Raw genomic sequence first — 17,985 nt, forward strand, 5'->3', positions numbered from 1 at the left:
GTTACTCCCTCATACATGATGTGTTAATCCACATTCGGCTCAAGACCGTTATCTTATGTAGAGTTATCGTAAACACAATAAGTTTGCGTTAATGAGGGTGGTACCGCGAGAGATTTCGTCCCTTTGGATGAGGTCTCTTTTTTATGTTCTTTAATAATTTTAATGAGGAGGAAGTCGTTATGAGCGAAATAAATATCAAATTTCCAGATGGCAATGTGAAAGGATTTGAACAAGGCACAACAACTGAAGATATTGCTCAATCTATTAGCCCTGGGTTAAGAAAAAAAGCAGTAGCAGGTAAATTCAATGGACAACTAGTCGATTTAACTAGACCTTTAGAGGAAGATGGGGATATTGAAATTGTAACACCTGGTAGTGACGAAGCTTTAGAAGTGTTAAGACACTCAACTGCACATTTAATGGCACAGGCATTGCAAAGATTATATGGAGATGTGAAATTTGGTGTTGGTCCAGTCATTGAAGGTGGCTTCTACTATGATATAGATACAGAACACAAAATTTCTAGTGACGACTTCGAAACGATCGAAAAGGAAATGAAACAAATCGTAAATGAAAACTTCAAAATTGAACGTAAAGTTGTATCTAGAGATGAAGCTAAAGAATTTTTCAAAAACGATGAATATAAATTAGAGTTAATTGATGCTATACCTGAAGACGAAAATGTAACACTATATTCACAAGGTGAATTTACTGATTTATGTAGAGGTGTACACGTACCTTCAACTTCGAAAATTAAAGAATTTAAACTTTTATCAACTGCAGGGGCTTATTGGAGAGGCGATTCTAATAACAAAATGTTGCAGCGTATATATGGTACTGCATTCTTCGATAAAAAAGATTTGAAAGCTCACTTGAAAATTTTAGAAGAGAGAAAAGAACGTGACCATAGGAAGATCGGTAAAGAATTAGAACTATTTACAACTAACCAAGATGTTGGCGCTGGACTACCTTTATGGTTGCCAAATGGTGCTGTAATTAGACGTGAATTAGAGCGATATATTGTAGATAAAGAAGTAAGTATGGGTTACGACCATGTTTATACACCAATCATGGCTAACGTTGATTTCTATAAAAAATCAGGTCACTGGGATCATTATCAAGAAGACATGTTCCCACCTATGGATGTAGGTAATGAATCGTTAGTTTTACGACCTATGAACTGTCCACACCACATGATGATTTATAAAAATAGTCGTCATTCTTATCGTGAATTACCTATACGTATTGCTGAATTAGGCATGATGCATAGATATGAAGCAAGTGGCGCAGTATCAGGTTTACAACGTGTTCGTGGTATGACTTTAAACGATGCGCACATCTTTGTTAGACCAGATCAAATTAAAGAAGAATTTAAGCGTGTAGTAAACATGATTTTAGATGTTTACGAAGACTTTGGATTCAAAGACTATACTTTCAGATTGAGTTATCGTGATCCTGAAGATAAAGAGAAATACTTCGATGATGATGAAATGTGGAATAGAGCTCAGGCAGTATTGAAAGAAGTAATAGATGAAATGGAATTACCATATGAAGAAGCGATTGGTGAAGCGGCATTCTACGGTCCTAAATTAGATGTTCAAGTGAAAACTGCAATGGGTAAAGAAGAAACTTTATCAACTGCGCAACTTGATTTCCTATTACCGGAACGCTTTGACTTAACATATATTGGTAAAGATGGAGATGAACACCGTCCAGTTGTTATCCATAGAGGTGTTATTTCAACTATGGAACGTTTCACTGCTTTCTTAATAGAAGAAACTAAAGGTGTATTCCCAACGTGGTTAGCACCAAATCAAGTTGAAATTATACCTGTTAACGTAGATTTACATTATGATTATGCTAGATTATTACAAGATGAATTGAAATCACAAGGTGTTCGTGTTCATATCGATGATCGTAATGAAAAAATGGGCTACAAAATAAGAGAAGCTCAAATGAAAAAAATACCTTATCAGCTTGTTGTAGGTGACAAAGAAGTAGAAAATCAAGAAGTTAATGTTAGACAGTATGGATCAAAAGATTCAAAAACAGTCGAAAAAGACGAGTTTATTTGGAATCTTGTTGATGAAATTCGCTTGAAAAAATAAGAGGCTATTGAAAATTTCGGATTCTTCAGTTATAGTTTAATAGTAAAAATTAATTTAATATTCCTCAGTAATGAGTTAGAGGTTGCGATGTTCAAGATTATACATTCAGAAGTGTTATGGCACATATGTTGAAATGTAGAAAGGGGATATTGCCGAAATAAATAGTGACCATAATGCTATTTATTGGGCCAGTGTTAAATAAATACTGGACTGTCACACTAAGTGATGTGCTACCAATTTGTATGGAATGTTCATATATGGTCGCATATCGAATAGGGTATGCGACTTTTTTAGTGGCTCTATTGTGGAATTGTAGAAAGGGAAAGATCAATGTCGCAAGAAAAAACAACTAATAATATTCAAAGGAAGTTAAAAGATAGACACATCTCTATGATTGCTATCGGTGGTTGTATCGGTACAGGTTTATTTATGACTTCGGGTGGTGCTATAAGAGACGCGGGACCAGGTGGTGCATTATTAGCATATGCAGTAGTTGGTATTATGGTCTTCTTCCTTATGACATCGTTAGGAGAAATGGCAACATATTTACCAGTTTCGGGATCATTTAGTACATATGCTACAAGATTTGTTGATCCATCATTAGGTTTCGCTTTAGGTTGGAACTATTGGTTTAACTGGGTTATTACAGTAGCAGCTGATATTACAATTGCTTCTCAAGTTATTAGCTATTGGGAACCATTAGAAATATTACCTTCATGGCTATGGAGTATCATATTCATGTTGATTATATTTGGTCTTAACGCACTATCTGTTAGAGTTTATGGTGAAAGTGAGTACTGGTTTGCATTTATTAAAGTTGCAACAGTTATTATCTTTATCGGTATCGGTTTATTAACGATATTTGGTATTATAGGTGGTCAATACTTAGGATTTGATAATTTTGTTGTAGGAGATGCACCGTTCCTAGGAGATTCAAATGTGAATACATTCTTATTAACATTAGGAGTATTCTTAGTTGCAGGGTTCTCATTCCAAGGTACAGAACTTATTGGTATTACGGCAGGAGAATCTGAAAATCCTGAAAGAGCAGTGCCGAAAGCAATTAAACAAGTGTTTTGGAGAATATTACTATTTTACATTTTAGCTATATTTGTAATAGGAATGATTATTCCGTACACAAATCCGAACCTAATGGGTGGGGATGAAATTGCTAAATCGCCATTCACGCTTGTATTTGAAAATGCAGGATTAGCATTTGCAGCTTCATTTATGAACGCAGTAATCTTAACTTCAGTATTATCAGCAGGAAACTCAGGTATGTATGCTTCTGTAAGAATGCTGTTTTCAATGAGTAAAGATAAATTGGCTTCACCAGTATTTTCAAAAACAAATAAAGCTGGTGTACCTTATACAGCGTTAATCGCTACTGCATTTGTAGTTGTATTAATATTTATAATAGAACATTTAAGTGGTGGCGCTTATGAATATATTATCGCAGCTTCAGGTATGACAGGCTTCATTGCTTGGTTAGGTATTGCGATCAGTCATTATAGATTTAGAAGAGCTTTTGATTTACAAGATTATGATAAAACAAAACTAAAATATAAAGCTAAATTATTCCCATTTGGTCCATTGTTCGCATTTATATTATGTGCGATTGTCATAGTAGGCCAAGATGTAGACTTTATACAAACGGGTGAATTTGATCCTAGAAGATTTTTCATTACTTATATGGGTATTCCTGTATTCTTAGTATTTTACATTTTCCATAAGTTAAAATATAAAACGAAATTAATTCCATTAGAAAAAGTGGACTTAAGTCAAGATGTTGATATGGAAGAATTCGAAAAGAATATTAAATAAATATTGACATAAAGGTTTATAGTTGGTATGATAGGTCATGTTGAATACGAAACGGACCAAGTAGAAGCATACCCGCTTCTCACCTGTAGTGACGCTTTAAGCAGTTGGCAGGTAAAAATAAACCTTTAATGTTTATGGATAAGAGCGGGTGCATTTATGCATTCGCTCTTTTTTTCTTGGACGACTTCGTAAAAATCTAGGAGGTGTCAACCATAGCTAAAGATCAGACTCAAGTTAACGACAGAATTCGCGCAAAAGAACTTCGACTAATTGGCCAAGATGGTGAACAGATAGGTGTTAAATCTAAACAAGAAGCTATTGAAATGGCTGAAAGAGTAGATTTAGACGTTGTTATCGTAGCACCTGGTGCTAAACCACCTGTTGCAAGAATTATGGATTACGGAAAATATAAATTCGAACAACAGAAAAAAGAAAAAGAAATTCGTAAAAAGCAAAAAGTTGTTAATGTTAAAGAAATTCGATTGAGTCCAACTATCGAAGAACACGACTTTGAAACTAAACTAAAACATGCTCAAAAATTCTTATCTAAAGAAGATAAAGTTAAAGTATCTATTAGATTTAGAGGTCGTGCGATTACGCATAAAGAAATTGGTCAACGCGTGCTTGAACGCTTTGCAGAATCTTGTAAAGATATAGCAACAGTTGAGCAAAGACCTAAAATGGAAGGGCGTTCAATGTTCCTAATGTTAGCGCCTATCACAAACGAAAAATAAACCGAAATACTAGGAGGAAAACTCAATGCCTAAAATGAAAACTCATCGCGGAGCAGCTAAACGTGTTAAAAGAACTGGTTCAGGACAATTAAAGCGTTCTAGAGCGTTTACTTCACACTTATTCGCAAACAAATCAACTAAAGCTAAACGTCAATTACGTAAATCTACTTTAGTATCTAAATCAGATGTAAAACGAGTTAAACAAATGTTAACGTACGTAAAATAATAAATTTATTGGACTAATGGTCCAGTTCAAGGAGGAATTATCATGCCACGTGTTAAAGGTGGAACAGTGACGAGAGCTCGTCGTAAAAAAGTCTTAAAATTATCTAAAGGTTACTTTGGATCAAAACATACATTATACAAAGTTGCTAAGCAACAAGTTATGAAATCAGGTAACTATGCTTACCGTGACCGTCGTCAGAAAAAACGTGAATTCCGTAAATTATGGATTGCTCGTATCAACGCTGCGGCTCGTCAAAACGACATCAGTTACAGCCGTTTAATGAATGGTCTTAAATTAGCTGGTATCGAAGTTAACCGTAAAATGTTATCTGAAATCGCTATTTCAGACGAAAAAGCTTTTGCTGAATTAGCTACTAAAGCTAAAGATGCTTTAGCAAAATAATAAATATATATAGAGTCCGGGGGCATTTACCATGTCCTGGACTCTTTTTTTATAAAGAAGATTAAATTTAATATAAAGGTATCTTCTTTACGCCTTATATACGCTTTGATAAAATAAAGAAGAACAACTTATAAGGAGAATACTATGTCTAAATTTGATGAAATGATTACAGTTGTCCCTAGAAAGACAATTTTTAAAGATGAAGCTTATCAATTCGATGGTTTTAAATCTATTCAAGATGAAGAAACGAAATATATTTATGAAACAATTAATGAGTACGAAGTTAAAAGACGTGGGGACATGGAAGAAGATCCTTCATATAAACAACTTATTTCATATTGTATTTTAGAAAATGAAAATGATGAAATACTTGTATATGAACGACTAACAGGTGGAGGAGAAGGTAGACTTCATGGCTTAAGTTCTATTGGTGTAGGCGGTCATATGAATGATGTTCCAAATGCTACAAATGTAGAAGAAGTGATTCGAGATAATGCAGAAAGAGAATTAGAAGAAGAAGTAGGGCTTGATAAAGAAAATGTTAAAAATATGGAACTAATCGGCTTTATTAATGACGACCAAAACGAAGTTGGTAAAGTACACATCGGATTAGTTTTTAAATTAAAAGTAAATGAATCAAGTGTTGAAGCTAAAGAAACTGATACCTTGAAAATTAATTGGGTTAAACAATCAGATTTAGCGAATAATAAAAATTATGAAACATGGAGTAGCTTAATTATAGACGGCTTATATAGAAGAGGTGAGTGACCTTGTCTGATATCATTCCATTTCCTAAATTAAAGAATCAATTAATTACAAATATTAAAACTTCAATGCAAGATGGTGAATATGATAAAGCATATGAATCATTCGAAACATATGAACAACATTTTGAAATGGATGAACAATTATCGTTGATGAAATGTGAAGTTTTAAAGTCTTGCGGTCATTATCTAGAATTAAGAGAAGAAGCAAGTATATTATTAAACCAAGGTCACGAACAATATGATCAAGTTGTAATATATTTTGTAGAAAGCCTATTTCAATTAGAACAGTATCAAACTGTAGTGGAAATCATAAATCAAATTAAAGATGAAGCTATTGACCATGCAACAAGAATGACTTTAATACCAATGCAAGATTTAGCAAAAGATAAGCTAGAACAAAGGAAACTTAAAGCTTCAGAAATTTTAAAGACTTTTAAAGATACAAACTTTGAGGAACAAGTGCAATTATTAATAGATTTAATAGATAACCATCTAGGTATTTTCAATTTAACATTAGCTCAAATTATTGAGAATGAACCGTTACATCCAAATGTTCAAAGCTTAATATTAGAGTATTTACGTTTGGGAGAATGGTCAGCTGAAGTTAAATTTAATAAAATAGATACAAATATAGCTATTGTTCCTACAGAACTTAGTGGCATTGAAAGAACAGATTTTAAAATAAATATTATACCTAAAATTATTGAACAACTTGAAATAGATAGCCCAGCGTCTATAGAATTAAGTAACTCTATATTAAATCAACATGCCATTTTACTTTATCCAATCGAATTTAAATCTATTAAAAATGAAGTTTTAATAGCATGTTACTTGAAACTTTTATCAGAACGCCTTAATATAGACGCTAACTATGAAAGTGTGAGCCAAGATGATTGGGAACAATTTATTGGCGTTATTCAGAAATTTGAATGAATATAAACACTATAGTTGAAACATTGAAAAGCTATGTTATAATTAAAGAGTTGAAAATTAATAAATTAGGATAATCACGGAGGTTTTTATTCATGACAGCAACATGGGAAAAGAAAGAAGGCAACCAAGGTTTATTAACTGTTACGGTTCCAAAAGAAGAAGTAGATAAAGGATTAGACAAAGCATTCAAAAAAGTTGTTAAACAAATTAATGTGCCTGGTTTCCGTAAAGGTAAAATGCCAAGACCATTATTTGAACAAAGATTTGGTGTTGAATCATTATACCAAGATGCTTTAGATTTTATTTTACCTGAAGCATATGGTAATGCAGTAGAGGAAGCAGAAATCAACCCTGTTGATCGTCCAGAAATCGATGTTACACAAATGGAAAAAGGTAAAGAACTTATCTTTGAAGCAACTGTAACTGTAGAACCTGAAGTAGAATTAGGTGAATACAAAGGTTTAGCTATTGAAAAGCAAGACCGTGAAGTAACTGACGAAGAATTCGAAGAAGCTTTAAATGATGCGGTAAGTCGTCAAGCTGAATTAACAGTTAAAGATGGTGAAATTGCTGAAGGTGATGTAGCTAACATTAACTTTGATGGCTATGTTGATGGAGAAGCTTTTGAAGGTGGACAAGCTGAAGGTTATGATCTTGAAATTGGTTCAGGTTCATTTATTCCAGGATTTGAAGAACAACTTATCGGTCTTAAAGCTAATGATAGCAAAGATGTTGTTGTCACATTCCCTGAAGAATACCACGCTGAAGAATTAGCTGGTAAAGAAGCTACTTTCAAAACAGAAATCAACGAAGTTAAAGGTAAAGAAGTTCCTGAATTAGATGATGAATTAGCTCAAGAACTTGATGAATCTGTAAAAACAGTTGATGAATATAAAGAAAAATTACGTAAAGACTTAGAAGAAGCTAAAGTTAACCAAGCTGACGCTACTGAAAAAGAAGAAGCAATTACAAAAGCTTCTGATAATGCTACTGTAGATATTCCAGAAGCTATGATTAACACTGAATTAGATCGTATGATGCAAGAGTTTGAACAACGTATTTCTCAACAAGGATTAAACCTTGATTTATATTATCAATTCTCAGGACAATCAGAAGAAGAACTTAAAGCTCAAATGAAAGAAGACGCTGAAAAACGTGTTAAAACTAATTTAACTTTAAGAGCTATTGCGGATGCTGAGAACATTGAAATTTCAGACGAAGATGTTGAAGCTGAGTTAACAAAAATGAGTGAACAATTCGGATTATCTGTAGAAGATATTAAATCTACTTTAGGTAATAATGATATCTTAGTTAATGACCTAAAAATCCAAAAAGTTATCGACTTATTAGTTAATGAATCTAAAGAAGCATAATCGTTATTCGGTATTAAAATAGATCATAGTAGCAGAATATTTCTGCTACTATTCTTTTTTAACCCGTTTAATTTGAAATAATAAAGTACTTTTAGTATAGTCTAGAAGAAGAATAGGGGTGTAAAAATGTTTAAATTTAACGATGGTGAAGAAAACTTAAAATGTTCTTTCTGTGGTAAAGAACAAGATCAAGTTAAGAAACTTGTAGCTGGTAGTGGTGTTTACATTTGTAATGAATGTATAGAACTTTGTTCAGAAATAGTAGAAGAAGAGTTAAAATCACAAGAACCAGAACAATTTACTGAAGTTCCTACACCTAAAGAAATATTAGAGCAATTAAATGACTATGTAATTGGTCAAGAAAGCGCTAAAAAATCATTAGCAGTAGCTGTTTATAACCATTACAAACGTGTTCAACAACCTTCAGAAAGTGAAGATGGTATTGAATTACAAAAAAGTAATATTGCACTAATAGGTCCAACTGGTAGTGGTAAAACATTACTAGCTCAGACATTAGCTAAATCATTAAATGTTCCATTTGCAATTGCAGATGCTACAAGTTTAACTGAAGCAGGTTACGTTGGTGAAGACGTTGAAAATATATTATTAAGATTAATTCAAGCTGCAGACTTTGATGTTGAAAGCGCTGAAAAAGGAATCATCTATGTGGATGAAATCGACAAAATTGCACGTAAATCTGAAAATACTTCAATAACTCGTGATGTATCAGGTGAAGGTGTTCAACAAGCACTTCTTAAAATTCTTGAAGGTACAACAGCAAGCGTACCACCTCAAGGAGGAAGAAAACATCCTAACCAAGAATTTATCCAAATTGATACAACAAATATCTTATTTATTCTTGGTGGTGCCTTTGATGGTATCGATGAAGTTATTAAACGTCGTTTAGGTGAAAAGGTAATTGGTTTTAGTAGTGCTGGAGAAGAAATCAGCGATGAAGAATCATTACTTTCACAAATTAGACCTGAAGACTTACAGTCATATGGTTTAATTCCTGAATTTATTGGTCGTATTCCAATTGTAGCTAACTTAGATACGTTAGATGTTGAAGCTCTTAAAAATATCTTAACTAAACCGAAAAATGCTTTAGTTAAACAATATACTAAAATGTTAGAGCTAGATGATGTAGAACTTGAATTCTCTGATGAGGCTTTAGGTGCTATCAGTGAATTAGCTATAGAGCGCAAGACTGGTGCTCGTGGTCTTCGTTCAATCATTGAAGAAGCTCTAATTGATATCATGTTTGATATTCCATCAAGCGATGATGTAACGAAAGTCGTTATAACAGAAGAGACAATTAGAGATCATAAGAACCCAAGCTTATATGATAGCGAAGGTAACTTATTAAACGATGAAAAAACATCAGCTTAAATTATAAAATCTAGAGTCCGGGACATGATAATTGTCTCGGACTCTTTCTTTAGCAGTGGTGACATTACAAAGACTTTTTAAAAATAAGAGCTTGTTGTTTCACTACATTGCTATGTTTAATTATTTAATGATTTAAGCTATAATAAAAGAAACGAATGATGTAGGAGATTACAATGAAAATAAATCCAAATAATGTAGACATTATAATTAGTGCAGTAGAGTCTAAACAATATCCGGAAACAGGCTTACCTGAAATAGCATTGAGTGGAAGATCAAATGTAGGTAAATCAACATTTATTAACACACTTATTTCTAGAAAAAAAGTAGCGAGAACTTCATCTAAACCAGGTAAAACACAAACTTTAAACTTTTTTAACATTGATGAACAATTAATATTTGTAGATGTGCCTGGATATGGTTATGCTAAAGTAAGTAAAAAACAAAGAGAACAATTCGGCAAGATGATTGAACAGTACTTAACAACGAGAAAAGAACTTAAATGTGTAATACAACTTATAGATATACGCCACAAACCTACACAAGATGATATATTGATGTACGATTACTTAAAGCATTTTGAAATACCTACGATTATAGTTGCTACTAAGGAAGACAAAATACCAAAAGGTAAAGTTCAAAAACATCTCAAAATTATTCGAGAAACACTGGAAATAGAATCTGAGGACGTATTAATTAGTTATTCTTCATTAAATAAAGACAAGACGGACAATATTTGGGCATTATTGTCACAATTTATTTAAACAAATTCCTCACATTCCTAGATTAGAAATGTTATAATTAAGACATTGGACATAAATTAATGGGGGCGTTAGAAGTGCATGTAGTTGTAGTAAGTGTAAACTATAAAACTGCAGACGTTGCGATGCGCGAGAAATTAGCGTTTAATGATCAAGAAATTGAAAACGCGCTTGTAACTCTTAGTAACAAAAAATCTATATTAGAATGTGTAATCTTATCAACATGTAATAGAACAGAAGTATATGCCGTAGTAGATCAAATACACACAGGCAGATACTATATACAATCATTTTTAGCTGACTGGTTTAATCAATCATTAGATACAATTAAGACGTACACAAATGTTCTAACTGAGAATGATGCAATAGAACATCTATTCAGAGTGACATCTGGGTTAGATTCTATGGTATTAGGTGAAACTCAAATTTTAGGACAAATGAAAGACGCTTTCCAAACTGCACAAACAGAAGTAACTACTGGAACGATGTTTAATCGTTTATTTAAACAAGCAGTTACATTAGCTAAACGTGCTCACAGTGAAACAGATATCGCATCTAATGCTGTTTCAGTTTCTTATGCTGCAGTAGAACTATCTAAAAAAGTATTAGGCAGATTAGATAATAAAAAAGCGTTAATCATAGGTGCCGGTGAGATGGCAGAATTAGCTGTTGCGAATTTGAACGGTAGTGGCGTGACAGATATAACTGTTTTAAACCGTACTGTTGCAAAAGCTGAGGCTTTAGCTATGCAATATAAAGGTGTAGCAAAAAGCATAAACGAATTGCAATGTTCTTTAATGGAAGCTGATATTGTAATTAGTTCAACAAGTGCTGAGCAATATGTATTAACAAAAGATATGATGAGAGATGTTGAAAGATTTAGAAGGCATAAACCTTTAGTTCTTATCGACATTGCTGTTCCACGTGACATTGATCCAGAAGTTAACGATTTAGAATTAATGTTTAATTATGATGTAGACGACTTAAATGGTCTAGTAGATGCAAACTTAGCAGAACGTGAGAAAGCTGCGCGTGAAATTGAACTATTAATTGCTAAAGAAATTGATAAGCATGAAGAGTGGGTTAATATGTTAGGTGTTGTACCAGTAATAACTGCTTTGAGAGACAAAGCTTCTCACATACAACAAGATACAATGACAAGCATTGAGAGAAAATTACCTGACATGACTGAAAGAGAACGTAAAGTAATCTCTAAACATATGAAGAGCATCGTCAATCAGTTACTTAAAGATCCTATTACACAAGCTAAAGAATTATCAACAGATAAAAAATCTGATGAAAAATTAGAATTATTCCAAGAAATCTTCAACATTACAAATGAAGTTGAGAGAATAAATGAAAATAAAACAGAAACAAAGAAAGAATCTAAACAAGTTCAATTGACGCCTAATACAGTTGAATCTTAATTTAATTAAATGGTGATGCTATGCAAGATATAATTGCAGTACGTTTGCATGAGGTTGTTTTAATCATCTATATGATATGTTTAGGGTGTTACTTTTATGATTTTATTCAAAAGAATAATAAAGTACGAAAACTTGGTTACTATGCATTAGGGATTGTTTGGATATTTCAAACAATCTTTTTATGCATGTATATCATTACGACTAAACAATTTCCGATATTAACCCTATTTGAAGGTTTTTATTTTTACACCTGGATGATTATTACAGTTTCGTTAGTTTTAAACTATTTTAAATCAACTGACTTAACAGTATTTATAATTAATTTAATTGGTTTTGTATTTTTAACAATTCATACTTTCAGACCTGAACAATATGATGCCGAAAATACTGCCGCAAACATGATGAATGAATTATTACTCATTCATATTTCATTAGCGATTTTGAGTTATGTTATCTTTGCATTGAGTACATCACATGCAATTTTATACTTATTACAAAGAAAAAATTTAAAAGAAAAGACATTTAACCAAAAGTTTTTTAGAATGGGAAGCATTGAACAGCTAGAGCAAAATGTATTTAGATTTTCTTTAGTAGGCTTCTTAGTCTTGTTAATAAGTTTAATATTAGGAATACAATGGGGTCTAATCATTATTGGTAGTGAGATTTGGTTGGACTTAAAAGTAATTGGATCATTAATTGTCTTATTGCTATATGGTATATATTTATTCCTACGAGTAAGAAAAACTGTTAAAACTAAGACATTAGTAGTTGCTAATATTATGATATTCTTAGTTTGTATGATAAATTATTTGGTGGTTTCGAAATTTTCAGGATTTCATCAATGGTTTAACTAAATGATCATGGAGGAAAATATGCGTAAAATTATTGTCGGCTCAAGAAGAAGTAAATTAGCGATGACACAAAGTCAGCAATTTATTGATAAATTGAAAGAAAAATTTCCAGATTTAGATATTGAAATTAAAGAAATTGTCACTAAAGGCGATAAAATAATTGATGTTCAATTATCTAAAGTAGGTGGAAAAGGTTTGTTCGTTAAAGAAATTCAACAAGCTTTATTCGACCGTGAAATTGATTTTGCTATTCATTCATTGAAAGATGTGCCAAGTGTGTTACCTGATGGTCTTACATTAGGTTGCATACCACCACGTGAAATACCTTTTGATGCATATGTAGCTAACAATCACGTCAAACTAGCTGATTTAAAACCAGGCAGTATTGTTGGGACAAGCTCATTACGAAGAGGCGCTCAAATTTTAGCGAAATACCCACATCTAGAAATTAAATGGATAAGAGGTAATATTGATACACGTTTAGAAAAGTTACGTACTGAAGATTTTGATGCAATTATATTAGCAGCAGCTGGATTAAAACGTATGGGCTGGGGTGACGATATAGTTACAGAGTACTTACGTGAAGATACGATGATGCCAGCAATCGGTCAAGGTGCGCTCGGCATTGAATGTAGAAGTGATGATAAAGAATTACTAGATATATTAAATGCTGTTCATGATGAAGAAGTTAAAACATGTGTTACAAGTGAAAGAACTTTCTTAAGTGAAATGGATGGTAGTTGTAAAGTGCCTATTGCTGGTTATGCAACTAAAGAAGGCAACGAAATTACATTCACAGGTTTAATAATGTCACCAGATGGTAAAGAAAGATATGAATCTACTAAAGTTGGAACTGATCCAGTAGAAATAGGTAAAGAAGTATCTGACGAGTTAAAAGCCCAAGGTGCTTATGAGATTATTAGAAAGCTAAATGAAGAAGAAGCGTAATAAGGAGTCGTTAAAATGAAGCCAATTGTAGTGGTTACAAGTACAAGAACTGTTCAACGCGAAGATATAGAACTGAAACATTATCCTTTTATAGATATTGTTCCAATCGAAGTTGACGAATCTTGTATAAAACCATACTATGATTGGCTTATTTTTACGTCTGTAAACGCCATTAAATTATTTCAGCCATATTTAAATTTAATAAATGTAAAGCATATAGCAGCAATCGGTACAAAAACTAAAGCACTCGCTGAAGATTATTCAATACCGATTGAAGTTATGCCAAGTACATTTACACAAGAAGGTTTATTGGATTCTTTAGAGAATCGATTGCATAAACAATCAATATTAATCCCTTGTAGTAGACTAGCAAGAAATAAATTAACAGACCATTTGAGAGAATGGGACAATGAAGTTCAACGACTTCATATTTACGAACCAAAAACGAATTATGAAAATGTAGATAAAGTTCATGAACTTATTGAAAATAACGAAGTAACGCATGTTACATTTTCTAGTTCATCTGCTGTGTCGAGTTATTTTGAAAAGTATAATAAGATTGATAATATTGAAGTGTATGCGATTGGTGAAATAACAGAAGAAAAATTAAAAACATACCATCAAGAATGTAAAGTTGCTCCACGTGCAACACTGAATGATATGTTAAATAAAATATTGGAAGAGGTAGAGTAATGAAATTTGATAGACATAGAAGATTAAGATCTTCACAATCAATGAGAAATCTTGTAAAAGAAACTTATGTTCATAAAGCAGATTTAATTTATCCTATTTTTGTAATAGAAGAAGATAACATTAAAAATGAAATAACGTCTATGCCAGGTATATATCAATTAAGCTTAAACTTATTAGAAGAAGAACTTAAAGAAGCATATGACTCAGGTGTAAGAGGTGTTATGTTCTTCGGTATTCCAAATGAAAAAGACGCATGTGGTACTGGTGCTTTTGTAGATGACGGCATCATACAGAAAGCCACTCGTTTAGCAAAAAGTAAATTCCCTGATTTATTAGTTGTAGCAGATACGTGTTTATGTGAATACACTGACCATGGTCACTGTGGTGTTATAGATGAAACGACTCATGATGTAGATAACGATGAATCATTAAAATTACTAGTTAAGACAGCTGTATCACAAGCAAAAGCAGGAGCAGACATTATTGCACCAAGTAATATGATGGATGGCTTTGTAACGGAGATTAGACAAGGTTTAGATGAAGCAGGATTCAAAAACATACCTATTATGAGTTACGGTATAAAATATGCATCAAGTTTCTATGGTCCATTTAGAGAAGCAGCAGATGGTGCGCCTTCATTCGGAGATCGTAAGACTTATCAAATGGATCCAAGTAATAGATTAGAGGCTTTTAGAGAATTAGAAAGTGACTTAAAAGAAGGTTGTGACATGATGATTGTTAAACCGGCTTTAAGTTATTTAGATATTATTCGTGATGTACGTAATAATACTGATGTACCTGTAGTTGCTTATAATGTAAGTGGAGAATATAGCATGACTAAAGCAGCAGCGTTAAATGGTTGGATAGATGAAGAAAAAATTGTTATGGAACAAATGATTTCTATGAAACGTGCAGGTGCAGATATGATTATTACTTACTTTGCAAAAGACATTTGTAAATATCTAGATGAAGGAGAATACTAATATGAGTTATGAAAAATCAATACAAGCTTACAACGAAGCCGTAAATTTAATGCCTGGTGGTGTTAACAGTCCGGTTCGTGCATTTAAATCAGTAGACACTGATCCAATATTCATGGAATATGGTAAAGGTTCAAAGATTTATGATATTGATGGTAATGAGTATATAGATTATGTATTAAGTTGGGGACCATTAATCCTTGGTCATGCTGATGATAAAGTGAGAAATTCATTACATGAAGCGGTGGACAAAGGGACTTCTTTCGGTGCGTCAACGATTCTTGAAAATAAAATGGCTCAATTAGTTATTGATCGTGTACCATCTATAGAAATGGTGAGAATGGTTTCTTCAGGTACTGAAGCTACGCTAGCAGCATTGCGTTTAGCTAGAGGTTTTACAGGAAAAAATAAAATATTGAAATTTGAAGGTTGTTACCATGGACACAGTGATTCATTGCTTATTAAAGCAGGTTCTGGTGTTGCCACTCTAGGTCTACCAGATTCTCCAGGTGTTCCAGAAGGTACAGCTAAAAATACAATTACAGTACCTTATAACGATATTGAATCAGTTAAGGTAGCTTTCGAACATTATGGTGATGATATTGCAGCTGTAATAGTAGAACCAGTTGCAGGTAATATGGGTGTTGTACCACCTGTTGACGGATTTTTAGAAGGACTTCGTGAAATAACTACATCAAATGATACTTTATTAATTTTTGATGAAGTAATGACTGGATTTAGAGTTGGTTATAATTGTGCACAAGGCTATTTCGGTGTAACACCAGATTTAACTTGTCTTGGAAAAGTGATTGGTGGCGGTTTGCCAGTTGGTGCCTTTGGTGGTAGAAGAGACATTATGGAACAAATAGCACCAGTAGGTACAGTATATCAAGCGGGCACATTATCTGGTAATCCACTTGCTATGACGAGTGGTTATGCTACATTAACTCAATTGACTGAAGAAAGTTATGAATACTTCAATGAATTAGGAGATTTATTAGAAGAAGGTTTGAAAAATGTATTCAGTAAATACAATGTACCAATAACTGTTAATCGTGCTGGATCAATGATTGGTTACTTCTTAAACGAAGGCCCAGTTACGAATTTTGACGAAGCTAATAAATCTGATCTAGAATTATTTAGTAATATGTATAGAGAAATGGCTAAAGAAGGTGTATTTTTACCACCTTCACAATTTGAAGGTACATTCTTATCTACTTCACATACGAAAGAAGATATTGAAAAAACAATCCAAGCTTTTGATAATGCTCTATCAAGAATTGTAAAATAAGTTTAATATATCCCCGGAAAATTGGATTATAATCCGTTTTTCGGGGTCTTTAATTGTAAAAATGATATAATCTATTCGAGGTGTTATTTCATGAATAGTAATAAATGGAATATTTTATTAGTAAGTGTACTTGCTATCGTACTAGGGTTTTTCCTTGATAAAATCCATATGATTTTACCATGGATGTTTGGCCCAATATTTGCGAGTTTAATTGTAATCAAATTCATGAAAAGAAAAATTATTTGGCCAACATGGTTAGGTAATTTAGGTCTTTTAATATTAGGTGTACAAATGGGATCAACCTTTACGCCTGTCGTATTAAATGATATTAAAGGTGAATGGTTACAAATTGTACTAATGTCAGTATTCATTTTGTTAATTGCATTATTAATTTCTATTGTTTTTAAGAAAATTGCTAATGTCACATTTGAAACTGCTTTGTTAAGTGCAATTCCTGGGGCGCTAAGTCAAATGGTTGTTATGGCAGAAGAAAATAAAAAAGCTGACTTATTAGTAGTTACTTTAACTCAAACATCAAGAATTATGTTCGTAGTTATTTTAGTACCTATTATTTCATCTATATATGGTAGTAATGGTGAACAAAGTGGTCACGTAGCACAAGAACCTTCTATATTTAACGTATTGAGTATACCAGAGTTATTTATTATTTTAATTGGCATCGCAGTAACATTTCTCATTTTTTATAAATTCCGATTTCCAGTTCCTTATTTATTATCTCCTATTTTAGTCATGTTAACTTGGAACTTATTAACTGGCCAAGTTTTCACTTTAGATTATCAATTTATTATCATAGCTCAAATACTATTTGGTATTAGAATAGGGGTTCAAATCGCTGATTTAATAGATAATATTACGAAAAAAACAATTTTTGCGATTGCATTTCAAAATATTATGCTTATTATTGGTGCTTTTTTACTCGTCTTTTTATTCCAACTATTTATTAATGAAAATATAAATGATTTATTCTTAAGTGCTGCACCTGGAGGTATGGCACAAATAATTGTTGTAGCTTTAGAAACAGGTGGTGATGTTGCAATGATATCCAGTTACCATATATTTAGAATATTTTTCATTTTGCTAATCGTTGCGCCATTAATAAAAGTATTTTTAACAAAACAATCTAAAAATTATAAGAATTAATATAAATCAATATTGACTTATATAGTCGGTACTTATATTATTAAAGTAATCGAATATTTAAAGAGGAAGAGTAAATCATTGATTAATGGTAGAGAGTGCATGGTTGGTGAAAATGCATAT

At 32.4% G+C, this 17,985-nt stretch carries 17 protein-coding genes, 1 riboswitch and 2 other annotated features (1 of these 20 running past the window's edge); all 17 genes read left to right on the top strand.

Annotation, left to right across the window (positions count from 1 at the left end):
• Positions 1-179 precede the first annotated feature (179 nt).
• A complete protein-coding gene (thrS, locus tag LQ615_RS02350) occupies positions 180-2,108 on the top strand; it encodes a threonine--tRNA ligase (protein ID WP_016999302.1) in 1,929 nt (642 codons plus the stop codon).
• Between the two features lie 68 nt (positions 2,109-2,176).
• A riboswitch (Lysine riboswitch) is annotated at positions 2,177-2,349 on the top strand.
• Between the two features lie 89 nt (positions 2,350-2,438).
• Positions 2,439-3,932, top strand: coding sequence for an amino acid permease (locus tag LQ615_RS02355; RefSeq protein ID WP_064204341.1), 1,494 nt, complete (start codon positions 2,439-2,441; stop codon positions 3,930-3,932).
• 52 nt (positions 3,933-3,984) lie between these two features.
• Positions 3,985-4,112 (top strand) — a sequence feature (ribosomal protein L20 leader region).
• A 23-nt stretch (positions 4,113-4,135) separates the two neighbouring features.
• Positions 4,136-4,666, top strand: a complete 531-nt coding sequence (gene infC, locus LQ615_RS02360) for a translation initiation factor IF-3 (RefSeq protein WP_064204340.1) — start codon at positions 4,136-4,138, stop codon at positions 4,664-4,666.
• Between the two features lie 25 nt (positions 4,667-4,691).
• Positions 4,692-4,892: a 50S ribosomal protein L35 gene (gene rpmI, locus LQ615_RS02365; RefSeq protein ID WP_016999300.1), complete on the top strand. Its 201-nt coding sequence runs from the start codon at positions 4,692-4,694 to the stop codon at positions 4,890-4,892.
• Between the two features lie 42 nt (positions 4,893-4,934).
• Entirely contained in the window at positions 4,935-5,294 is a 360-nt protein-coding gene (gene rplT, locus LQ615_RS02370) for a 50S ribosomal protein L20 (protein ID WP_016999299.1), read from the top strand.
• A gap of 144 nt (positions 5,295-5,438) precedes the next feature.
• Positions 5,439-6,062, top strand: coding sequence for an NUDIX domain-containing protein (locus LQ615_RS02375; protein WP_016999298.1), 624 nt, complete (start codon positions 5,439-5,441; stop codon positions 6,060-6,062).
• Positions 6,059-6,994 (top strand): hypothetical protein, encoded by a 936-nt coding sequence (locus tag LQ615_RS02380; RefSeq protein WP_239705955.1) that lies wholly within the window; start codon positions 6,059-6,061, stop codon positions 6,992-6,994. The genes LQ615_RS02375 and LQ615_RS02380 overlap by 4 nt, the downstream gene beginning before the upstream one ends.
• 92 nt (positions 6,995-7,086) lie before the next feature.
• Entirely contained in the window at positions 7,087-8,367 is a 1,281-nt protein-coding gene (gene tig / locus LQ615_RS02385; RefSeq protein ID WP_016999296.1) for a trigger factor, read from the top strand.
• Between the two features lie 126 nt (positions 8,368-8,493).
• Complete coding sequence (gene clpX / locus LQ615_RS02390; protein ID WP_016999295.1) at positions 8,494-9,756, top strand: ATP-dependent Clp protease ATP-binding subunit ClpX; 1,263 nt, start codon at positions 8,494-8,496, stop codon at positions 9,754-9,756.
• A gap of 173 nt (positions 9,757-9,929) precedes the next feature.
• Complete coding sequence (gene yihA / locus LQ615_RS02395) at positions 9,930-10,517, top strand: ribosome biogenesis GTP-binding protein YihA/YsxC (RefSeq protein WP_016999294.1); 588 nt, start codon at positions 9,930-9,932, stop codon at positions 10,515-10,517.
• Between the two features lie 74 nt (positions 10,518-10,591).
• Positions 10,592-11,941: a glutamyl-tRNA reductase gene (gene hemA, locus LQ615_RS02400; protein WP_016999293.1), complete on the top strand. Its 1,350-nt coding sequence runs from the start codon at positions 10,592-10,594 to the stop codon at positions 11,939-11,941.
• A gap of 20 nt (positions 11,942-11,961) precedes the next feature.
• A complete protein-coding gene (locus LQ615_RS02405) occupies positions 11,962-12,795 on the top strand; it encodes a cytochrome C assembly family protein (RefSeq protein ID WP_016999292.1) in 834 nt (277 codons plus the stop codon).
• Between the two features lie 18 nt (positions 12,796-12,813).
• Positions 12,814-13,740: a hydroxymethylbilane synthase gene (hemC, locus tag LQ615_RS02410; RefSeq protein WP_016999291.1), complete on the top strand. Its 927-nt coding sequence runs from the start codon at positions 12,814-12,816 to the stop codon at positions 13,738-13,740.
• Between the two features lie 15 nt (positions 13,741-13,755).
• Positions 13,756-14,433, top strand: coding sequence for a uroporphyrinogen-III synthase (locus LQ615_RS02415; RefSeq protein WP_064204338.1), 678 nt, complete (start codon positions 13,756-13,758; stop codon positions 14,431-14,433).
• Complete coding sequence (gene hemB / locus LQ615_RS02420; RefSeq protein ID WP_239703693.1) at positions 14,433-15,416, top strand: porphobilinogen synthase; 984 nt, start codon at positions 14,433-14,435, stop codon at positions 15,414-15,416. The genes LQ615_RS02415 and hemB overlap by 1 nt, the downstream gene beginning before the upstream one ends.
• Before the next feature lies 1 nt (position 15,417).
• A complete protein-coding gene (gene hemL / locus LQ615_RS02425) occupies positions 15,418-16,704 on the top strand; it encodes a glutamate-1-semialdehyde 2,1-aminomutase (RefSeq protein ID WP_064204336.1) in 1,287 nt (428 codons plus the stop codon).
• Positions 16,705-16,794: 90 nt separating this feature from the next.
• Positions 16,795-17,865: an AbrB family transcriptional regulator gene (locus LQ615_RS02430; protein WP_016999287.1), complete on the top strand. Its 1,071-nt coding sequence runs from the start codon at positions 16,795-16,797 to the stop codon at positions 17,863-17,865.
• Positions 17,866-17,913: 48 nt separating this feature from the next.
• Positions 17,914-17,985 (top strand) — a binding site (T-box leader); it runs 143 nt beyond the window's last position.

The organism is Mammaliicoccus sp. C-M13 (assembly GCF_022386845.1).
Lineage (GTDB): Bacteria > Bacillota > Bacilli > Staphylococcales > Staphylococcaceae > Mammaliicoccus > Mammaliicoccus lentus.